Genomic DNA, 16,501 nt, shown 5'->3' with positions numbered 1-16,501 from the left:
CGTAGGTTAGCGGCCTTCACCGACACTCTCGGTCAGGAATGGCCGAGCTCCTCGGAAGCCGACTCGTCCACCGAACCTGCTTCCTCCTCCATGAGGTCGTAACCCAGATCGTCGAGAATCGGGATGGCCTGCTCCACGGGCGGCGGCAGCACCGCGGCCTCCGAGTGGGCACCGCAGCCGTGGTCGGCGGCCACGACCTTGCCGTCGTCAGGGGCGTACTCGTTGGTGCAGACTCCGAACATCTGCCGCAAGCCACCCGCCAGCAGCCAGTAAAAGCCGCAGGTGGAGCATTGCGCGGGAGCGGCGTGTGCGATCGGTGTGTGCGGCCCGTGCTCGCCCGAGTGCCAGCGTCTGGCCGCCCGGTCCTTGCCGATGGCCGAGAGCACACGGGCCCGGCCCAGGCCGTACTCGAAAACCGCCTGATGGTCGGCGTCGTCGTCGGTCTCGGTGAAACCCGGCGCGAGCCTGTCGTCATCGTCCGCGGTCGGCAGCAGGTCGCCCACGCCCAGGTCGCCGGGGCGAAGGCGCTCGCTCCACGGCAGCCACTCCGGCGCCAGCAGCGCTCCGGAGCCGGGCAGCAGCACGGCCTCGCTGACCGTGACCTTCTTCGCGCGCGAGGCACGCGTCACGGTGACGGCCCAGCGCCAGCCGCGATAGGCCCGATCGAGGCAGGCGAAGTAGTGGGTGACGATCCGGTCGCCTTCGCTCTCGTAACCGAGGTGCTCGCCAGGCGCGCCCGGCCGCGCGAGCTCCTCGGCCGCGGCGCGCGCCAGATCGACCGCGGCGACACAGGCCTGGTCGGGAGCGGAGACGCGGGCCCTGGTGCGGCTCATCGGGCCGCCTCCGCCGAAAGGTGCTGTTCGCTCACACTTCATTCTCACCCATCACGGGACCTGCGGGGGCCCACACGGCTGAGATCGGGCCAGGATCGGGTAAGACTGGTAGTCGTGGAGGGAGGCTGGGAGCGGGCACGCCACATCTCCCGGCGCGTGGCGCGCGGCGCCGCTGACGCCGGTCGTGCCACCGTGCGCGCCACCAAGGCCACCGCGAGCGGCACCGTACGCGCGACCAGGGCCACGGCCAGCGGCACCGCGCGGGCGAGCAAGGCCACCGCCAGGGGCGCGCGGAGCGTCGGCAAGGCCACGCGCAGGCTCACGTACGCGGGCGGCGCGGGCCGCACCGGGCTCGGCCGCCTGATCGAGCTGTCGGCCGGCAACAGCGCCTGCGACGCCTTCGTCACGGTGGCGCTGGCCAGCACCGTGTTCTTCGGCGTGCCGGTGGGCGAGGCGCGCGGCTCCGTCGCCCTCTACCTCGTCATCACGATGTTGCCGTTCGCGCTGCTGGCGCCGTTCGTGGGGCCGATACTCGACCGGTTCAGGTCGGGCCGGCGCTACGTGATGGCGGGCACGCTGTTCGGGCGCGGCCTGCTGTGCTTCGCCATGGCGGCGGCCGTGGGCCCCGGCGACCTGCCGACGCTGTTCATCGGGGCGCTGGGCGTGCTGGTGCTGTCGAAGGCGTACAACGTGTCGCGGGCGGCGATCATGCCGAGCGTGCTGCCCGCCGACATCACCCTGGTCTCGGCGAACGCGCGGGTGGCGCTGTTCACGCTGGTCTCGGCCGGGGTGGCGGTGCCGGTCGGCGCGGGCCTGACCGCGTGGCTGGGCAGCGCGATGATGCTGCGCGTCGCCATGGTGGGCTTCCTGCTGCTCGGCGTCGTCGCCGTACGCCTGCCGCGGCACGTCGACTCCCCCGACATGGAGGAGGAGGGCGCGCCCCCGCGCGGGCGCACCCTGCTGAAGGTGGGGCCCGCGGTGGCCGAGGCGGTCTGGGCGAACGTGGCCATCCGCGTCTTCTCCGGGTTCCTGCTGTTCTTCCTGCTGTTCCTGGTGCAGGACGAGGCGGTGCCGTGGCTGGCGGCGGCGGAGCCGTGGGCGCGCGACCCGTTCTTCGACATCCCCAAGACGATCGCGCTGCTCGCGGGCGCGGCCGGGCTGGGCGGCCTGGCGGGCGCCGTGGTGGCGAACTGGACGCGCAACCACGCGCCGCAGCTCATCGTGCTCGCCACGCTGGCCATGACCGTGGTGACCGCCATCGTCACCGCCGTCTTCTTCGGGCTGTGGGCCGCGCTGGCGATCTCGCTGGTCGCGGCCTTCGCTCAGGAGCTGGGCAAGCTGGCGCTCGACGCGATCGTGCAGCGGGAGATCGGCGAGGAGGTGCGCTCGTCCACCTTCGGCGTGGTGGAGGCCGTGTTGCAGCTCGCCTGGGTGTTCGGCGGGCTGGTGGGGCTGGTGCTCTCGCTCACCGAGAGCAGCCTGGCGGGGCTGGTGACGCTGTCGGTCGCGCTGACCGCGGCGCTGGGGTGGCTGCTGGTCTCCCGGCGCAAGCGGGTCCGCGCCACCAAGGCCGACCTGCGCCGCCGGCGCGCCGAGGCCGCCGATCCGGCCGGGACGGCCGCCGCCCACGCCGAGCCCGGCGCCCGCGGCGGCGCCGCCACGAACGGCTCGGCCGCCACGAACGGCTCGGCCGCCACGAACGGTTCGACCGCTGGCTCGGCCCCCGCACACGAAGCGACCTCCGCCTACGACGAGCCCGCCCCGTACGACGAGACCGCCCCGTACGACGAGCCGCGGGGCGGCGAGGAGCCGGCGCGGAAGGAGAAGATCGACCCCACCAAGCCCCTCACGAACCCGAACGGCTGACCCGCCCGGGGACGGGGCGGGCCGGGGCGCGGGGAGACGGGGAAGAGGTCAGGCGTCGAGGTCGTCGGCGACCGCCCGGAGCACCTGGGCGATCTTCTTGGCGTGCGCCGCGTCGGGGTGCTTGCCCCGCTGGTACGAGGTCGAGACCCCGTCGAGCAGCTTGATCAGGTCCTCGACGATGACCACCATCTCGTCCGGCTTCTTCCGCTTGCCCTTGGGCTTGGTCTTGGCCAGCGTCGGCGGCTGCTCCAGGATCCTCACGGAGAGCGCCTGCTGGCCCCTGCGGCCCTCGGCCACGCCGAACTCGACCTTCTGGCCGGGCTTGAGCGGGCCTGCGCCTGCGGGCAGCGCGGATGAATGCACGAAGACCTCACCGCCGTCGTCGCGGGTGAGGAAGCCGAATCCCTTGTCGGCGTCGTACCACTTGACCTTGCCACTCGGCACAGGAGGACCTCGTTCAAACAGTCGAAAAGCAGGATGGATGGATGTAGGTTATGCCCCGCGAAGCGCCGGGGCGACCGGGTAAATGCGGGACAATTAGCGAAGCGCGTCATGCTCGCGCCAACCGGCGAACCAGGCGGCGAATTCGGTCAGGTCGCCCAGTGCCACATCTGCTCCGTGATCACGCAGCTCTCCCACCGTGTAAGGGCCGGTCGCGACTGTCACGCTCACGGCGCCGCCCGCGCGTGCCGCCTTGATGTCCGCGACATGGTCACCAACATAAGCCGCCGCGCCGAAGCGCGCGAGTGCCGATCCCTTGTCCGCACCGAAAACCGAGCCGACCACTTCGTCCACGTCGAGCCCGAGAACCTTGACCGTGCCGCGGGCGTCGCGGACGTTCTTGCCGGTCACCACGATGACCCCGCCACCGGCCCCGCGCACGGCCTCGATGGCCTCGTGCGCGCCGGCCATGGCCGTGTGCACCGGAACCCCCATTTCCGGATATATCTCTCGATAGAGGTCGGCGGCGGCCGGCACCTCCGCCGAGGGCAGCCAGTTGGCCAGCTCCACCTCCAGCGGCGGCCCCAACCGGCTCACGATCGCCGCACTGTCAAATGGCACGCCCAATCGCACGGCCAGCTCGTCGTAAACGGCCGCGATGCCCGCCCGCGTGTCGGCCAATGTCATGTCAAGGTCGAATCCCACCGAAGTCATCACACGTTGCAGGATGCCAAAGGACTCCCTACCCCGCGTAACTGCCCTTGTTCCGCGGCGAGAGAAATGGGAAGAAAGGAGTTACTTATCGGAGAGGAGCGGCCGTGACCGACCCCCCTGAGCCCGGCGACCGGCTCGTCGCCTCCTCCGCTCCGCCCCGCCCCCACCGCCCGGCCCGCCCCGGCGGGCGCCCCGTGACGGTCAGGCAGCGCGCCGCCTCGACGCTGGCCGGTCTGGTCCGGCTGGCCTCCCGGGTGGCCGCCCTGGCCCTGCTGCTCCACGCCCTCTTCACCGTCTTCCGGGCCAATCCGGGCAACGTCTGGTACCAGTTCGTCGAGCTGCTGGCGACGTGGCTGTCACTGGGCCTGGCCAACCTCTTCCAGCTCGCCGACCCGCGCTGGACGGCGCTGGTCAACCACGGGCTCGCCGCGATCGTCTGGCTGGTCGCGGGCTCCGCGCTGGCGGGCCTGATCCGGCGTGCGGGCTCCTGAGTGCAAAGTCCGATCTTCGCAGCGTGCCGCCTGAACCGCGGCCCGCGGAAGCGATTACTCTCCTTACGGAGGTATCAGCGTAGATATGAGCAGATCGACCCGTGAGCGGATCATCGATGAGTCCCTGCGGCTGTTCGCCGAGCGGGGTTACTCCGCCACTTCCGTGGCCGAGATCGAGGCCGCCTCAGGGCTGTCTCCCGGTGCCGGCGGGCTCTACCGGCACTTCAAGTCCAAGTACGAGGTGCTGGCCGCCGCCATCAACGAGCACGCCAGCCGTACGCGGTTCCAGGTGGCCGGCAGCCTGGCCGAGCTGAGCAGCATGGAAGCCTCGGTGGACCTGGAGGAGCGGCTGGCCCACGTGTGCCGCGCCGGCCTGGCCAAGGTGCGCGAGGAGTCGGAGCTGACCCGGGTCTTCTTCCGCGACCTCAGCCAGTTCCCCGAGCTGGTCGCGGTGGTGCGCGAAGGGCTGATGCAGCCCATGTTCGACGCCATCGTGACCTGGTTCCAGGCGCAGCCCGAGTACCGCGACGTCAAGCTCGACTGGCCGGGCATCGCGACCGTGCTCGGCGGCTCCGTGGTGCACTACCGGCTGTTCCAGGAGACCGTGGGCGAGCTGCCGGGGCACGCGGAGAAGGACCAGTTCGTGGCCGCCTGGGTACGCCTGGCGGTCGGCCTGCTGCCCAGCCCGGCGCCGGTCAGTTGACGTCGAGCAGCCGGTAGGCCAGCCAGAGCACGCCCGCCCCCGTACCGATCATGAACATCGTGCCGCTGACGTCGAAGAACTGCTGGACGAACGCCTGCATCCCGGCCTCGATGCCCACCCGCAGGCCGCCGATGAGCACCCCGCCCACCGAGTAACCGAGCAGCGGCGCGCCGACCCCGACGAACTTGTCGCGCACGTTCCAGCTGTCGCTGAGCAGCACCATCGCCGCGCCCACCGCCCACACCACCAGGGGCACCTCGAAGATCGCCAGCGGCGGCAGGTCGATCGGCACCAGCAGCGCCGCCACCACCAGGATCACGACGGCCGACACGTCGCGGGGGTGCTCCTTGACGATGGTCCTGGCGTCCCTGCCGCCGGTGGCCATCGGGTTGGCGCTGGACATCGCCGCCCTGCGCAGCCCCGCGAACGGCATCCCGAGGCCCTGCCGCTGCCGGTCGAGGCGCTCCTGCGCGAGCCTCCGGTAGGCGCGGACGCCGGGCGGCTGCGCGGCACGGTCGTCCACGATGGCGGGGAACTCCCGCGTACCCGCCGGGCCCTGCCCCTCCACAGCACTCGCGCGGGAAACGGCCGGCGCGCCCGGACCGGCCGGCGCGCCCGGACCGGCCGGCGCGCCCGGGGTGGCCGCCGCGCCCGGCGCGCCCGTGGGGGCCAGGTCGCGCTTGGTGGGGACGCCCTGCTCGGCCAGCCTCCTGGCCTCGCGCTCGACCAGGGCGGCCGGATCACCGAACCGCGCGAGCACCTTCGCCACCTCGCGCGCGCTCTGACTGCCGCGCCGCTCGGCCTCGATCCTGGCCCGCAGCCGCTTGGCGAAGTCGAGCCGCTGGTCGGCCCTGAGCACGCCGTGGGCGGCGTCGGCCGCCTTCGAGACGTAGTTCAGCACCAGCTGGTCCGCGCGCTCTATCACGACTAGCAATGCTGCCCCAATCAGGGGGGACATACCATGGCAACGATGGAGTTCACGGAGTGGATCAGGGGGCGCACCGACGAACAGCTACGGGCGCTCGTCTCCGCGCGTCCCGAGCTGATCACTCCGGTGCCCGCGCATCTGGAGGGTCTCGCCTCGCGGGCCGCCAGTCCTTCGGCGATCGGCAGGGTGCTGGACCGGCTCGACCGGTTCACGCTGGCCGTCGTGGAGACGCTGGCGGTGCGCGACGAGCCGATCGCGAAGGACGCGCTGCACGACCTCATGGGCAGGGCGCTGGGGTCCGGCGACCCCACGCACCCGCGGGCGGCCGAGGGCGGCGAGCCGGCCGATCCGGAGCCCGCGCTGTCCACGGCGCTCGACAGGCTGCGCGACCTCGCGCTGGTCTACGGGCCCGACGACGCGCTGGAGCTGGGCCCCGGCGTACGCAAGGTGCTCGACGACCCGGCCGGCCTCGGCCCGAGGGCGGCCGACGCGTTCCGGCACCACGCGCCGGAGCAGCTCGACGAGATGGCCGACGACGTCGCCCCCGGCACGGCGGGCTCCGGCAAGGAGCGCCTGGCGGCGGCGCTGACCGAGCCGGCCGCGCTCGTCGCGTCCGTCTCGCCCGAGGCGAGGGGCGCGCTCGACCAGCTCGTCTGGGGCCCGCCGACCGGCCGCGTGCCCAACGCCAGGCGTGAGGTGCGGATCGGGTCGGCCCGCTCCCCCATCGAGGAACTGCTCGCCCGCGGCCTGCTGGCCGCCACGGGCGAGGAGAGCGTGACACTGCCCCGCGAGGTCGGGCTGTTCCTGCGCGGCGGCCGGGTGCACCGCGACCTGCTGGCCGTGCCGCCGGCGCTGCACGGCGCCACGCGCGACCCGTCCCTGGCCGACCGTACGGCGGCGGGGCAGGCGTTCTCGTTCGTCAGGGCCGTCGAGGAGCTGTGCGAGCGGTGGAGCGTCGAGCCGCCGGGCGTGCTGCGCACCGGCGGGCTCGGCGTGCGCGACCTGAAGCGCGCGGCGGGCGAGCTGGACCTGCCGGAGTGGGTGACGGCGCTGGTGGTCGAGGTGGCGCACGCGGCCGGGCTGATCGCGGCAGGCGGCGGCGTGGACGGCGAGTGGCTGCCGACCTCCGGCTACGACCTGTGGCGGGTCAGGTCCACCGCCGACCGGTGGGCCGCGCTGGCGGCCACATGGCTGCACATGGACCGGGTGCCCGGCCTGGCCGGCGAGCGCGACGACCGCGACAGGCCGCTCAACGCCCTGCACACCGACCTGCGCCGCTCCTCCGCGCCGGGCGTCAGGGCGGCCACGCTGGGCGTGCTCGCCTCGGCGCCGGGCCTGGCGCCCGACCGCGACTCCGTGCTGGAACGGCTGGCGTGGGAGCAGCCCCGCCGCCGCGGCCCGCTGCGCGAGCAGCTCGTCGACTTCACGCTGCGGGAGGCCGAGCAGGTCGGCGTGACCGGGCTGGGCGCGCTGTCCGGGCACGGGCGCGCGCTGGTCGAGGGCGGCGACGCGGCCGGGCTGCTGGCGCCGCTGCTGCCCGACCCCGTCGATCACGTGCTGCTGCAGGCCGACCTCACCGCCGTCGCGCCCGGGCCGCTCACGAGCGAGCTCAACCGCTGGATGACGCTCACCGCCGACGTCGAGTCGAAGGGCGGGGCCACGGTCTACCGGTTCAGCGAGAGCTCGATCAGGCGGGCGCTCGACGCGGGCCACGGCGGCGAGGAGCTGGTGGCGATGCTGGCCCGGCACTCGGCCACGCCGGTGCCGCAGGCGCTGTCGTACCTGGTGACCGACGTGGCCAGGCGGCACGGGCGGATCCGGGTGGGCACCGCGAGCGCCTACATCCGCTGCGACGACCCCGCGCTGCTCGACCAGATCACCGCCGACCGCCGCTCGGCGGCGCTGCGGCTGCGCCGGCTCGCGCCGACCGTCATCGCCTCCCGCTCGTCCAGGGCGGCGCTGGTCGACTCGTTGCGGGCCATGGGGTACGCGCCGGTCGCGGAGTCGCTCGACGGCGATGTGATCATCTCGCAGCTCGAGAGCCGGCGTACCGAGGGGGTCGCCCTCGCCCGCGCCGTGACCTCGCCCAACGGCCTCGACCCCGAGGTCGCGGCGGCGGCCGTCCGCGCGCTGCGGGCCGGCGACGCGGCTCACCTGGCCAGGCGGGAGCCGGTGGACGCCCCGGGTGGCCAGGTGCCGCGCGGCCCCGCCACGGCCACCATCTCGGCGTTGCAGGAGGCGATCAAGCAGGGCGTGCGGGTGTGGATCGGCTACCTCGACTCGCAGGGCAACGCGACCTCGCGCATCCTGGAGCCGGCGCGGATGGAGGGCGGCTACCTGACCGCCTACGACGAGACGCGGGCGGCGGTGCACCGCTTCGCCCTGCACCGCATCACCGGCGTCGCAGGCCTCTGAGAAGCGGCCGGACCACCCGCGTCACGGGCGTCGCAGCGCCTTGAGCGCCGGCCCACGTCACCGGCGTCGCAGCGCTCTGGGCGCCGGTCCGTGTCACCGGCGTGGCAGGGACTTGAGTGACTGGGCCGCCACCGTCGCCGCGGGGCCGTCCAGCGACTCCAGGTGGCGCAGCAGCCGGGCGCAGTCGCCGGGGTAACGCACGGACAGCCCGGCGCCCAGCGCCACGGCCGCCGCCGTCGCCCTGACGTCCTGCGGGTCGGCGGCCCAGCCCAGCGCGATCCCGAGCGCCTCGGGGGCGAGAGTGTCGTCGGCGCACATGTACGACAGCACGTTGGCCGCCGCCACCCGCTCGGCCGCGCTTCCCCGGGCCCAGACCTCCAGGAACTCCTGCCGGACCTCCTTCATCGAGTGCCGGGCCAGCAGCGCCACGCCTTCCGCCGCCCGTACCTGGACGGCCGGCCCCTGCCCCGGCAGCGACCTGACCCACTCGCGCAGCGGCTGCCACAGCGAGAACCCGTACCGGCCGGCCAGCTCACCCAGCACCCGCGCCCGCTGGTGCGGCGCCAGGAAGGCGACGAGCCCGTCCTCGACGCCGATCAGCGGGCCGGTGAGCGGGCGGCGGCCGATCTCGTGGCAGAGCCGTTCGAGCCGGGAGAGCTGCTCGTCGAAGTCGGGCTCGGCCAGCCGGTGCGTGAACGCCAGCGCCGCCGCGGCCAGCACCTCGCGCATGGGCGGCTTGGTGTCGAGCCAGGCCGCGACGTCCGCGCCGGCAGGCTCGCCGCCGGGCGCCAGGCGCGCGGCGAGGCGGACGACCTCGGCGGGCGTCGGCAGCGTCAGCGCCGCCTCCCTGGCCCGGGTCAGCTTCTCGGGGGACAGCCCGGCACGCAGGTCGTACGTGCTCAGGCACAGGTCGAACAGCTCGCCGGGCTCGGGCGCGGCCCACGCGTGCTCCACCTCGACCGCCTGCGACGGCGCCCCGCTGCGGGTGATCACCAGGTACGAGCCCAGCTCCGCCAGCTTGCGCGCCAGGTTGACCAGCTCGGTCCGGTCGGTGCTGGCAACGATCCAGTCGTGCAGCAGGTACGCCCGGCCCGGCTCGTACTCGGTGCCGGTCAGCAGGTCGTGCGCGCCGGCGGCCGGAGACAGCACGGTGATCGTGCTCTCGGCCAGCGACATGCGCGACAGCAGCGCGAGCGCCCCCAGCCGCCGCCCCGTCTCGTGCTCGCCGACGAGGACCAGCAGGTGGCGGCTCGCCAGGCGGCGCACCGCCTCGGGGAAGGAGCCCGGCTCCAGGTACGAGCGCAGCAGCGCGTCGGCCTCCCGTCTGGTCAGGTCTCTGGTGGCCGGACCGGCCACGGCGCGGAGGTGCTCGGTGACGGCCATGAGGCTCCCTGCGAGCGTCATGTTGTCGAGGTCGATCTCGCCTGGTTCAGGCGTTTCGGTCACGAAGCCACCTCGGTAGCTAACTGGAAACTTTTCTACAGGAATTATGGCGAGACAACGAGTTTCTTCGTTTATCCATGAGCGTTACCGACTGTCACCACCCGGCTCCTGAACTGCGGAGACAGGTGGCCAGGGCCGCCCTGCGACCCTCGGCACCCCACCTTTACACGATCTAGAGCAACATGAAAACACGAATGGTGATAGAGGGAAATTTATACCTATTTACGGGCTACAAGAACACCGTCCACAAGGACTAGTCAAGAGGCGGAGGCTTGACTGGGCCTGCTCACAAGCATCAGGTTGTGCATGTGACCGAGCAAACGCTGGGCAGGCTGGCGGAGGAGTCGTGGAGCCGCTTCGACGACCACGACTCGGTGTACTACGAAGGCGTCTGGCACCGCAGTCACGCGCTCGCCGAGCGGGCGCGCCGGATGTGCGGCGGCTTCGCCGAGGCGGGCATCCGGCCGGGCGACCGGGTGGCCGTCATGATGGCCAACTCCCCCGAGGTGCCGATCGTCTACCAGGCCCTGTGGGCGGCGGGCGCGGTGGTGACGCCGGTGGTGTTCCTGGTGGGGCCGGAGGAGCTGCGCCACCTCCTGCTCGACAGCGGCGCGAGCGCGATCGTCACCTCGCCCGAGCTGGCGGAGAACGTGCGCGCCGCCGACGTCGGCATCCCCGTCCATGTGGACACGGCGGAGCTGGAGCGGGCGGCCGAACGCGGCCCCGTCTCCCGTGACCCCGACGACCTGGCCGCGCTCCTCTACACCGGCGGCACGACCGGCAGGGCCAAGGGTGTCATGCTCAGCCACCACGGCCTGTGGCACGTGGCCAAGGACGCCTTCGAGCTGTCGCACCAGAAGGGCAAGAACCGCGCGCTGGTGCCCGTGCCGCTTTCGCACGCGTACGGGCTGATCATCACGATCGCCTCGCTGCACGCCACCGAGCCGCAGCAGGCGGTGCTGATGCGCTGGTTCGAGCCGCGGGCTTTCCTGGAGCTGGCCGCCGGGCAGCACGTGCACTACGCCACCGTGGTCCCCTCCATGATCCACCTCCTGCTCGCCGAGCCGCTGGAGCAGCATCCGCTGCCCGACCTGGCCTACCTCACCTGCGGCGCGGCGCCGCTCGGCAGGCACACGCTGGAGGAGTTCGAGCGCAGGGTGCCGGGCGTGCAGGTCCTGGAGGGCTACGGCCTGACCGAGACCAGCGCGGTCACCACGTTCAACCCGCCGGGCAGGCGGCGGGCCGGCAGCGTCGGTCTCCCGCTGGCCGGCTACACCATCACCATCCGCGACGGCGACGGCGAGGCGATGGAGACCGGGGACGTCGGCGAGATCTGCGTCTCCGGCGACTCGCTGATGCTCGGCTACTGGGGCGAGCACGAGCCCGACCCCGAGGGCACCGCGCTGGTCGGCAAGGAGCTGCGTACCGGCGACATCGGGTGCGTGGACGACGACGGCTACGTGTACATCGTGGACAGGAAGAAGGATCTGATCATCCGCGGCGGCTTCAACGTGTTCCCCCGCGACGTCGAGGACGCGCTCGATCGGCACCCCGACGTCGTGGCGTCGGGCGTCGTGGGCCGGCCCGACCCCCGGCTCGGTGAGGAGGTCGTCGCGTTCGTGCAGCTCGGGCCGGATGCTACGGTGACGGCCGAGGAGCTCATCGAGTGGGCCCGCGAGCGGGTGGGGCGGGTGAAGTACCCGCGCGAGGTGCGGTTCGTCGAGTCCGTGCCGCTGACGAGCGTGCTCAAGCTCGACCGCAAGGCCCTGCGGAGCCTCCTCGGCTGAGCCTGCCGCGGAGGCGGGGCGATCTCGTGCTCCCGGTCAGACGCGTGTCAATTCCGTGATAAGTGTTGACCTGTCTGGAGGTGAACATGAGTCAGGGTGACCCGTCGGGATATCCGTACCAGCCATATGGCGCGCCCTACGGCGAGCAGCCGCCCCCGCCGTACGGCTACGGCTATCCGCCTCCCCCGCGCAGCAGCGGGCCGAGCGCCAACGCGATCGTCTCCCTCGTGCTCAACCTCTTCGCGCTGGTCTCCTGCTGCAACATCCTGGGCATCCCCGGCGCGATCCTGGCCGGCCTGGCCATCAGCAGGTCCGCCACGGAGCCGGAGTCGGCGCGCACCATGGTCATCTGGAGCTGGGTCCTGTTCGGGCTGGGCTTCGTGCTCACCATCGGCACGTTCATCGCCCTCGGGGTCAGCGGCGCCTTCGACGAGTGACCAGGCGATCCTGAGGACTAATCCTGGCCCTGCCGTTGTTGGAGACTCGGAGCGGGGGAGCCGGGATCAGGAGACGATGGTCCTGTTGCGCCAGGCCCCCGTCCGAAACCCCACGGAGATAGCCAGTGAGCGATGGACCGCTGATCGTCCAGTCGGACAAGACGCTGCTGCTCGAGGTCGACCACGAGCGGGCCGACGCCTGTCGTAAGGCGATCGCGCCGTTCGCCGAGCTCGAGCGCGCTCCAGAACACGTGCACACCTACCGCGTCACCCCGCTGGCGCTGTGGAACGCGCGCGCCGCCGGCCACGACGCCGAGCAGGTCATCGACGCGCTCATCAGCTACAGCCGCTATCCGGTGCCGCACGCCCTGCTGGTGGACGTCGCCGAGACGATGGCCCGCTACGGGCGGCTGCGGCTGGAGAAGGACCCGGTCCACGGCCTGATCCTGACCTCCACCGACCGGGCCGTGCTCGAAGAGGTGCTGCGCTCGAAGAAGATCCAGCCGATGCTGGGCGAGCGGGTCGGCGAGGACACCGTCGTCGTGCACCCCAGCGACCGGGGCAACGTCAAGCAGGCCCTGCTCAAGCTGGGCTGGCCGGCCGAGGACCTCGCCGGGTACGTCGACGGCGAGGCCCACCCGATCACGCTGCGCGAGGACGGCTGGGCGCTGCGGACGTACCAGCGGGAGGCCGCCGAGGCGTTCTGGAACGGCGGCTCCGGCGTGGTCGTGCTGCCCTGCGGCGCCGGCAAGACCATCGTCGGCGCGGCCGCCATGGCCCAGGCCCAGGCCACCACGCTCATCCTGGTCACGAACACGGTCTCGGCCCACCAGTGGAAGACCGAGCTGCTCAAGCGCACCTCGCTGACCGAGGACGAGATCGGCGAGTACTCCGGCAACAAGAAGGAGATCCGCCCGGTCACCATCGCCACCTACCAGGTGATGACGACCCGGCGCAAAGGCGTCTACAGCCATCTGGAGCTCTTCGACGCCCGCGACTGGGGGCTGATCGTCTACGACGAGGTGCACCTGCTGCCCGCGCCGATCTTCCGGATGACCGCCGACCTGCAGGCCCGCAGGCGCGTGGGGCTGACCGCGACGCTGGTGCGCGAGGACGGGCGCGAGGGCGACGTGTTCTCGCTGATCGGTCCCAAGCGGTACGACGCGCCCTGGAAGGAGATGGAGAACCAGGGCTGGATCGCGCCCGCCGACTGCGTCGAGGTCCGCGTGACGCTGACCGACGAGGAGCGGCTGGCGTACGCGATGGCCGAGTCCGAGGAGCGCTACCGCTTCTGCGCCACCACGCCGTCCAAGACGCACGTGACCGAGGCTTTGGTCCGCCGCCACCTGGGCGAGCAGGTGCTGGTCATCGGCCAGTACATCGACCAGCTCGACGAGCTCGGCGAGCACCTGAACGCCCCGGTCATCAAGGGCGAGACCAGGGTGAAGGAGCGCGAGCGGCTCTACCAGGCCTTCCGCGACAAGGAGATCCAGGTCCTGGTGGTGTCGAAGGTGGCCAACTTCTCCATCGACCTGCCGGAGGCGACGGTCGCGATCCAGGTGTCGGGCACGTTCGGCTCGCGCCAGGAGGAGGCTCAGCGGCTGGGGCGGGTGCTGCGGCCCAAGTCCGACGGCGGGGGCGCGCGGTTCTACACGGTGGTCAGCCGCGACACGGTGGACCAGGAGTTCGCGGCGCACCGGCAGCGGTTCCTGGCCGAGCAGGGGTACGCGTACCAGATCATCGACGCCGACGACGTGCTGGGCGGGGTGTGACGGTGGTGATGCCCGGCCGCTCGTCCTGAGCGGCCAGGCATTCAGCGTGGCGTCACGTCCACGAGACTCCGCGGGCCGACATTCGAACCACCCCCCTCACCTGCGTACTATCACGCCGCCTGCGACATACCCTCATGATCCGGCAAACCCACCTGATATGCCCGAATTTTTCGGTATTCCCAGGTTCGTTACAGCTTGTGCGGGTCAGCGCACCAGCAGGCCCCCCAGAAAGAGCACGCCCTCCGCCGCGATCCAGGCCAGCACCCCGGCGCCCATCAGGCGCGCGAACGCTCGCGGGTCCTGCCTCGACCACGGGAGCAGCCAGGCGGCCAGCGTGCAGCAGGCGGCCAGCACGGCGAACAACGCCGACACGGTGGAGACCGTGCCGAGCCGCTGCGAGCACGCCCCGGCGGCCTCGCCACCCTCGCAGAACGCCTTGAGCCCCCACCCCGCGAACACCGACAGCCCCCACAACGCCGCGAGCAGGAAGCTCGCGATCGTGGGGATGATCGGCGAGAAACGAAGCTGCACCCGCGCCACCTCCTATGCCTACCCCGCCCCTTGCCGGTAAATGCTTTGGAAGCAAGCGGAAGTCGCCACTAGACTGGCCGATTCGCTGCCTTTGACCACCTCCGTATTGAACCAGGGAGGCGCTTTCGCATGCCCACACACAAGCTGGCCCCGGACATACCCACCGACGTGCTGGCCGCCGAGCAGGCACACCTCGCCGAGTCCAGAGCCGCGCTCAAGGCCATGCGCGCCCACGCGCAGTCGCTGTCCGCCGACGCGGCGGGCGACTGGGTGTCGCAGCAGATCCTCCAGTCGCTGCTCGACCAGCGCGTCGCCGCACTGGCCGACCACCCCGACACCCCGCTGTTCTTCGGCCGGCTCGACCGCGCCGCCGGCGACGACCTGCCCGGCACGATCTACGTGGGCCGCCGCCACGTGCACGACGGCGGCAGCAAGCCGCTGGTCATCGACTGGCGGGCGCCGGTCTCCCGCGCGTTCTACCAGGCCAGCCCCACCGACCCGATGGGCATCGTACGGCGGCGCCGCTTCGGCTACCACGGCGGCGAGCTCACCGCGTTCGAGGACGAGCCGCTCGGCGACGGCGGCGAGATCGGCCCCTCGAAGATCCTCACCGAGGAGATCGAGCGCCCGCGCACCGGCCCCATGCGCGACATCGTGGCCACCATCCAGCCCGACCAGGACGAGATCGTCCGCTCCACCCTGGCCCAGACCGTGTGCGTCCAGGGCGCGCCGGGCACCGGGAAGACCGCCGTCGGCCTGCACCGGGCCGCCTACCTGCTGTTCACCCATCGCGAGCGGCTGGCCAGGTCCGGCGTCATGATCGTCGGCCCCAACCGGGCCTTCCTGTCCTACATCTCCTCCGTGCTCCCCGCCCTCGGCGAGGTCAAGGTCGACCAGACCACGGTGGCGGGCCTGCTCGGCGAGCACGCGACGCCCGAGGACCCGCTCGTGGCGGCCGTGAAGGGCGACGCCAGGATGGCGGCGGTGCTCGAACGCGCCCTGTGGATGCACATCGTGAAACCGTCGGAAGGCGTGGTGTTCACGAAGGGCGCCTACCGCCACCGGGTGGCCGACTACGAGGTCCGCGAGATCGTGGCCTCCCTGCGCGGCACCACCCGCTACAACCCCGGCCGGGCCGCGCTGGCGCAGCGCCTGGCCCACATGGTGCTGGTCAGGATGGAGCAGCGCGGCGAGTCGCCCGACGACCGGGTGCAGGACGCGGTGGCCAGGTCGAAGCCGGTCAAGCAGCTCGTGGACGCGGTGTGGCCCAAGCTGACGCCCGAGCAGGTGCTGTACCGGCTGCTGTCCGACCCCGAGTTCCTCGCCAGGGCCGCCAAGGGCGACCTGTCGGCCGAGGAGCAGGAGACGCTGATCTGGCGCAAGCCGTACAGAAGCTGGAAGTCCGCGAAGTGGACGGCGGCGGACGCCGCGCTCCTGGACGAGCTGCGCGACCTCATGGAGCGCACGCCCTCGCTCGGCCACCTCGTCGTCGACGAGGCCCAGGACCTGTCCGAGATGCAGCTCAGGGCGCTGGGGCGGCGCTGCCGCAACGGCTCGGCCACCGTGCTCGGCGACCTCGCCCAGGGCACCACGCCGTGGTCGACCAGCTCGTGGGAGTCGGTGCTGGAGCACCTCGGGCAGCGCGAGGGCGAGGTGACGGAGCTGACGCTCGGCTTCCGCGTGCCCCGCGAGGTCCTCGACTTCGCCGCCCGGCTGCTGCCCTCGATCGCCCCCGACCTGGCCGCCCCGCGCTCGCTGCGCCCCGGCGCGGGCTCGCTCACCGTCCGGCAGGGCCTGGCGGTGGCGCAGGCCGCCGAGGAGGCGCTCGCCAAGGAGGGCTCCATCGGCGTCATCGTGCCCGACGCGCTGATCGGGGAGGTCTCCGCGGCGCTGGGCGGCCTGCCGCACGCGGTGCTCGACCCGGACTCCGCCGAGGAGCACCGCCTCCTGATCGTCCCGGCCACGCTGGCCAAGGGTCTGGAGTACGACCACGTCATCGTCGTCGAGCCGGCGGACATCGTCTCGGCCGAGCCGCGCGGGCTGGCCCGGCTGTACGTCGTGCTGACCCGGGCCGTCACCTCCCTGACGGTCCTGCACGACAAGGCGCTCCCGGCGCAACTCGTGGCATGACGGGCCGCGG

General features: G+C 72.3%; 14 protein-coding genes. 8 read left to right on the top strand and 6 right to left on the bottom strand.

Annotated features, from left to right (window positions below):
- Positions 1 to 32 precede the first annotated feature (32 nt).
- Complete coding sequence (locus tag HD597_RS54455) at positions 33 to 833, bottom strand: DUF3027 domain-containing protein (protein WP_253755927.1); 801 nt, start codon at positions 831 to 833, stop codon at positions 33 to 35.
- Between the two features lie 114 nt (positions 834 to 947).
- Between HD597_RS54455 and HD597_RS54450 the strand changes: the two genes are divergently transcribed.
- A complete protein-coding gene (locus HD597_RS54450; protein WP_253755925.1) occupies positions 948 to 2,699 on the top strand; it encodes an MFS transporter in 1,752 nt (583 codons plus the stop codon).
- Positions 2,700 to 2,747: 48 nt separating this feature from the next.
- Here HD597_RS54450 and HD597_RS54445 read toward each other — a convergent pair whose 3' ends face one another.
- Positions 2,748 to 3,143: a cold-shock protein gene (locus tag HD597_RS54445; RefSeq protein ID WP_101789277.1), complete on the bottom strand. Its 396-nt coding sequence runs from the start codon at positions 3,141 to 3,143 to the stop codon at positions 2,748 to 2,750.
- 93 nt (positions 3,144 to 3,236) lie between these two features.
- The gene (locus tag HD597_RS54440; protein WP_253759871.1) at positions 3,237 to 3,854 is read right to left on the bottom strand and encodes an HAD family hydrolase; all 618 of its coding nucleotides are present in this window, start codon (positions 3,852 to 3,854) and stop codon (positions 3,237 to 3,239) included.
- A 104-nt stretch (positions 3,855 to 3,958) separates the two neighbouring features.
- Between HD597_RS54440 and HD597_RS54435 the strand changes: the two genes are divergently transcribed.
- Both HD597_RS54435 and HD597_RS54430 read left to right on the top strand, forming a co-directional pair.
- Positions 3,959 to 4,345 (top strand): hypothetical protein, encoded by a 387-nt coding sequence (locus HD597_RS54435; RefSeq protein ID WP_253755923.1) that lies wholly within the window; start codon positions 3,959 to 3,961, stop codon positions 4,343 to 4,345.
- A gap of 85 nt (positions 4,346 to 4,430) precedes the next feature.
- Entirely contained in the window at positions 4,431 to 5,048 is a 618-nt protein-coding gene (locus HD597_RS54430; protein ID WP_253755921.1) for a TetR/AcrR family transcriptional regulator, read from the top strand.
- Here the strand turns inward: HD597_RS54430 and HD597_RS54425 are convergent.
- Positions 5,041 to 5,973: a hypothetical protein gene (locus HD597_RS54425; protein WP_253755919.1), complete on the bottom strand. Its 933-nt coding sequence runs from the start codon at positions 5,971 to 5,973 to the stop codon at positions 5,041 to 5,043. The genes HD597_RS54430 and HD597_RS54425 overlap by 8 nt on opposite strands.
- Before the next feature lie 45 nt (positions 5,974 to 6,018).
- Here HD597_RS54425 and HD597_RS54420 point away from each other — a divergent pair, with 45 nt between their 5' ends.
- Complete coding sequence (locus tag HD597_RS54420) at positions 6,019 to 8,391, top strand: helicase-associated domain-containing protein (RefSeq protein WP_253755917.1); 2,373 nt, start codon at positions 6,019 to 6,021, stop codon at positions 8,389 to 8,391.
- Positions 8,392 to 8,484: 93 nt separating this feature from the next.
- Here the strand turns inward: HD597_RS54420 and HD597_RS54415 are convergent, their stop codons facing one another.
- A complete protein-coding gene (locus HD597_RS54415) occupies positions 8,485 to 9,837 on the bottom strand; it encodes a hypothetical protein (RefSeq protein ID WP_253755915.1) in 1,353 nt (450 codons plus the stop codon).
- A gap of 305 nt (positions 9,838 to 10,142) precedes the next feature.
- Between HD597_RS54415 and HD597_RS54410 the strand changes: the two genes are divergently transcribed.
- From HD597_RS54410 to HD597_RS54400, 3 genes are all read left to right on the top strand, one after another.
- A complete protein-coding gene (locus HD597_RS54410; protein WP_253755913.1) occupies positions 10,143 to 11,621 on the top strand; it encodes an AMP-binding protein in 1,479 nt (492 codons plus the stop codon).
- An 86-nt stretch (positions 11,622 to 11,707) separates the two neighbouring features.
- Complete coding sequence (locus HD597_RS54405; RefSeq protein ID WP_253755911.1) at positions 11,708 to 12,058, top strand: hypothetical protein; 351 nt, start codon at positions 11,708 to 11,710, stop codon at positions 12,056 to 12,058.
- A 125-nt stretch (positions 12,059 to 12,183) separates the two neighbouring features.
- The gene (locus HD597_RS54400) at positions 12,184 to 13,830 is read left to right on the top strand and encodes a DNA repair helicase XPB (RefSeq protein WP_253755909.1); all 1,647 of its coding nucleotides are present in this window, start codon (positions 12,184 to 12,186) and stop codon (positions 13,828 to 13,830) included.
- A gap of 204 nt (positions 13,831 to 14,034) precedes the next feature.
- Here the strand turns inward: HD597_RS54400 and HD597_RS54395 are convergent, their stop codons facing one another.
- The gene (locus tag HD597_RS54395) at positions 14,035 to 14,361 is read right to left on the bottom strand and encodes a hypothetical protein (protein ID WP_253755907.1); all 327 of its coding nucleotides are present in this window, start codon (positions 14,359 to 14,361) and stop codon (positions 14,035 to 14,037) included.
- 129 nt (positions 14,362 to 14,490) lie between these two features.
- Between HD597_RS54395 and HD597_RS54390 the strand changes: the two genes are divergently transcribed.
- Positions 14,491 to 16,491, top strand: a complete 2,001-nt coding sequence (locus HD597_RS54390; protein WP_253755905.1) for a HelD family protein — start codon at positions 14,491 to 14,493, stop codon at positions 16,489 to 16,491.
- Positions 16,492 to 16,501 lie beyond the last annotated feature (10 nt).

Source organism: Nonomuraea thailandensis, assembly GCF_024172165.1.
GTDB classification, from domain to species: domain Bacteria; phylum Actinomycetota; class Actinomycetes; order Streptosporangiales; family Streptosporangiaceae; genus Nonomuraea; species Nonomuraea thailandensis.
Note: the sequence above shows the minus strand (reverse complement) of the source record. Positions and strands in the feature narration are given on the sequence as shown.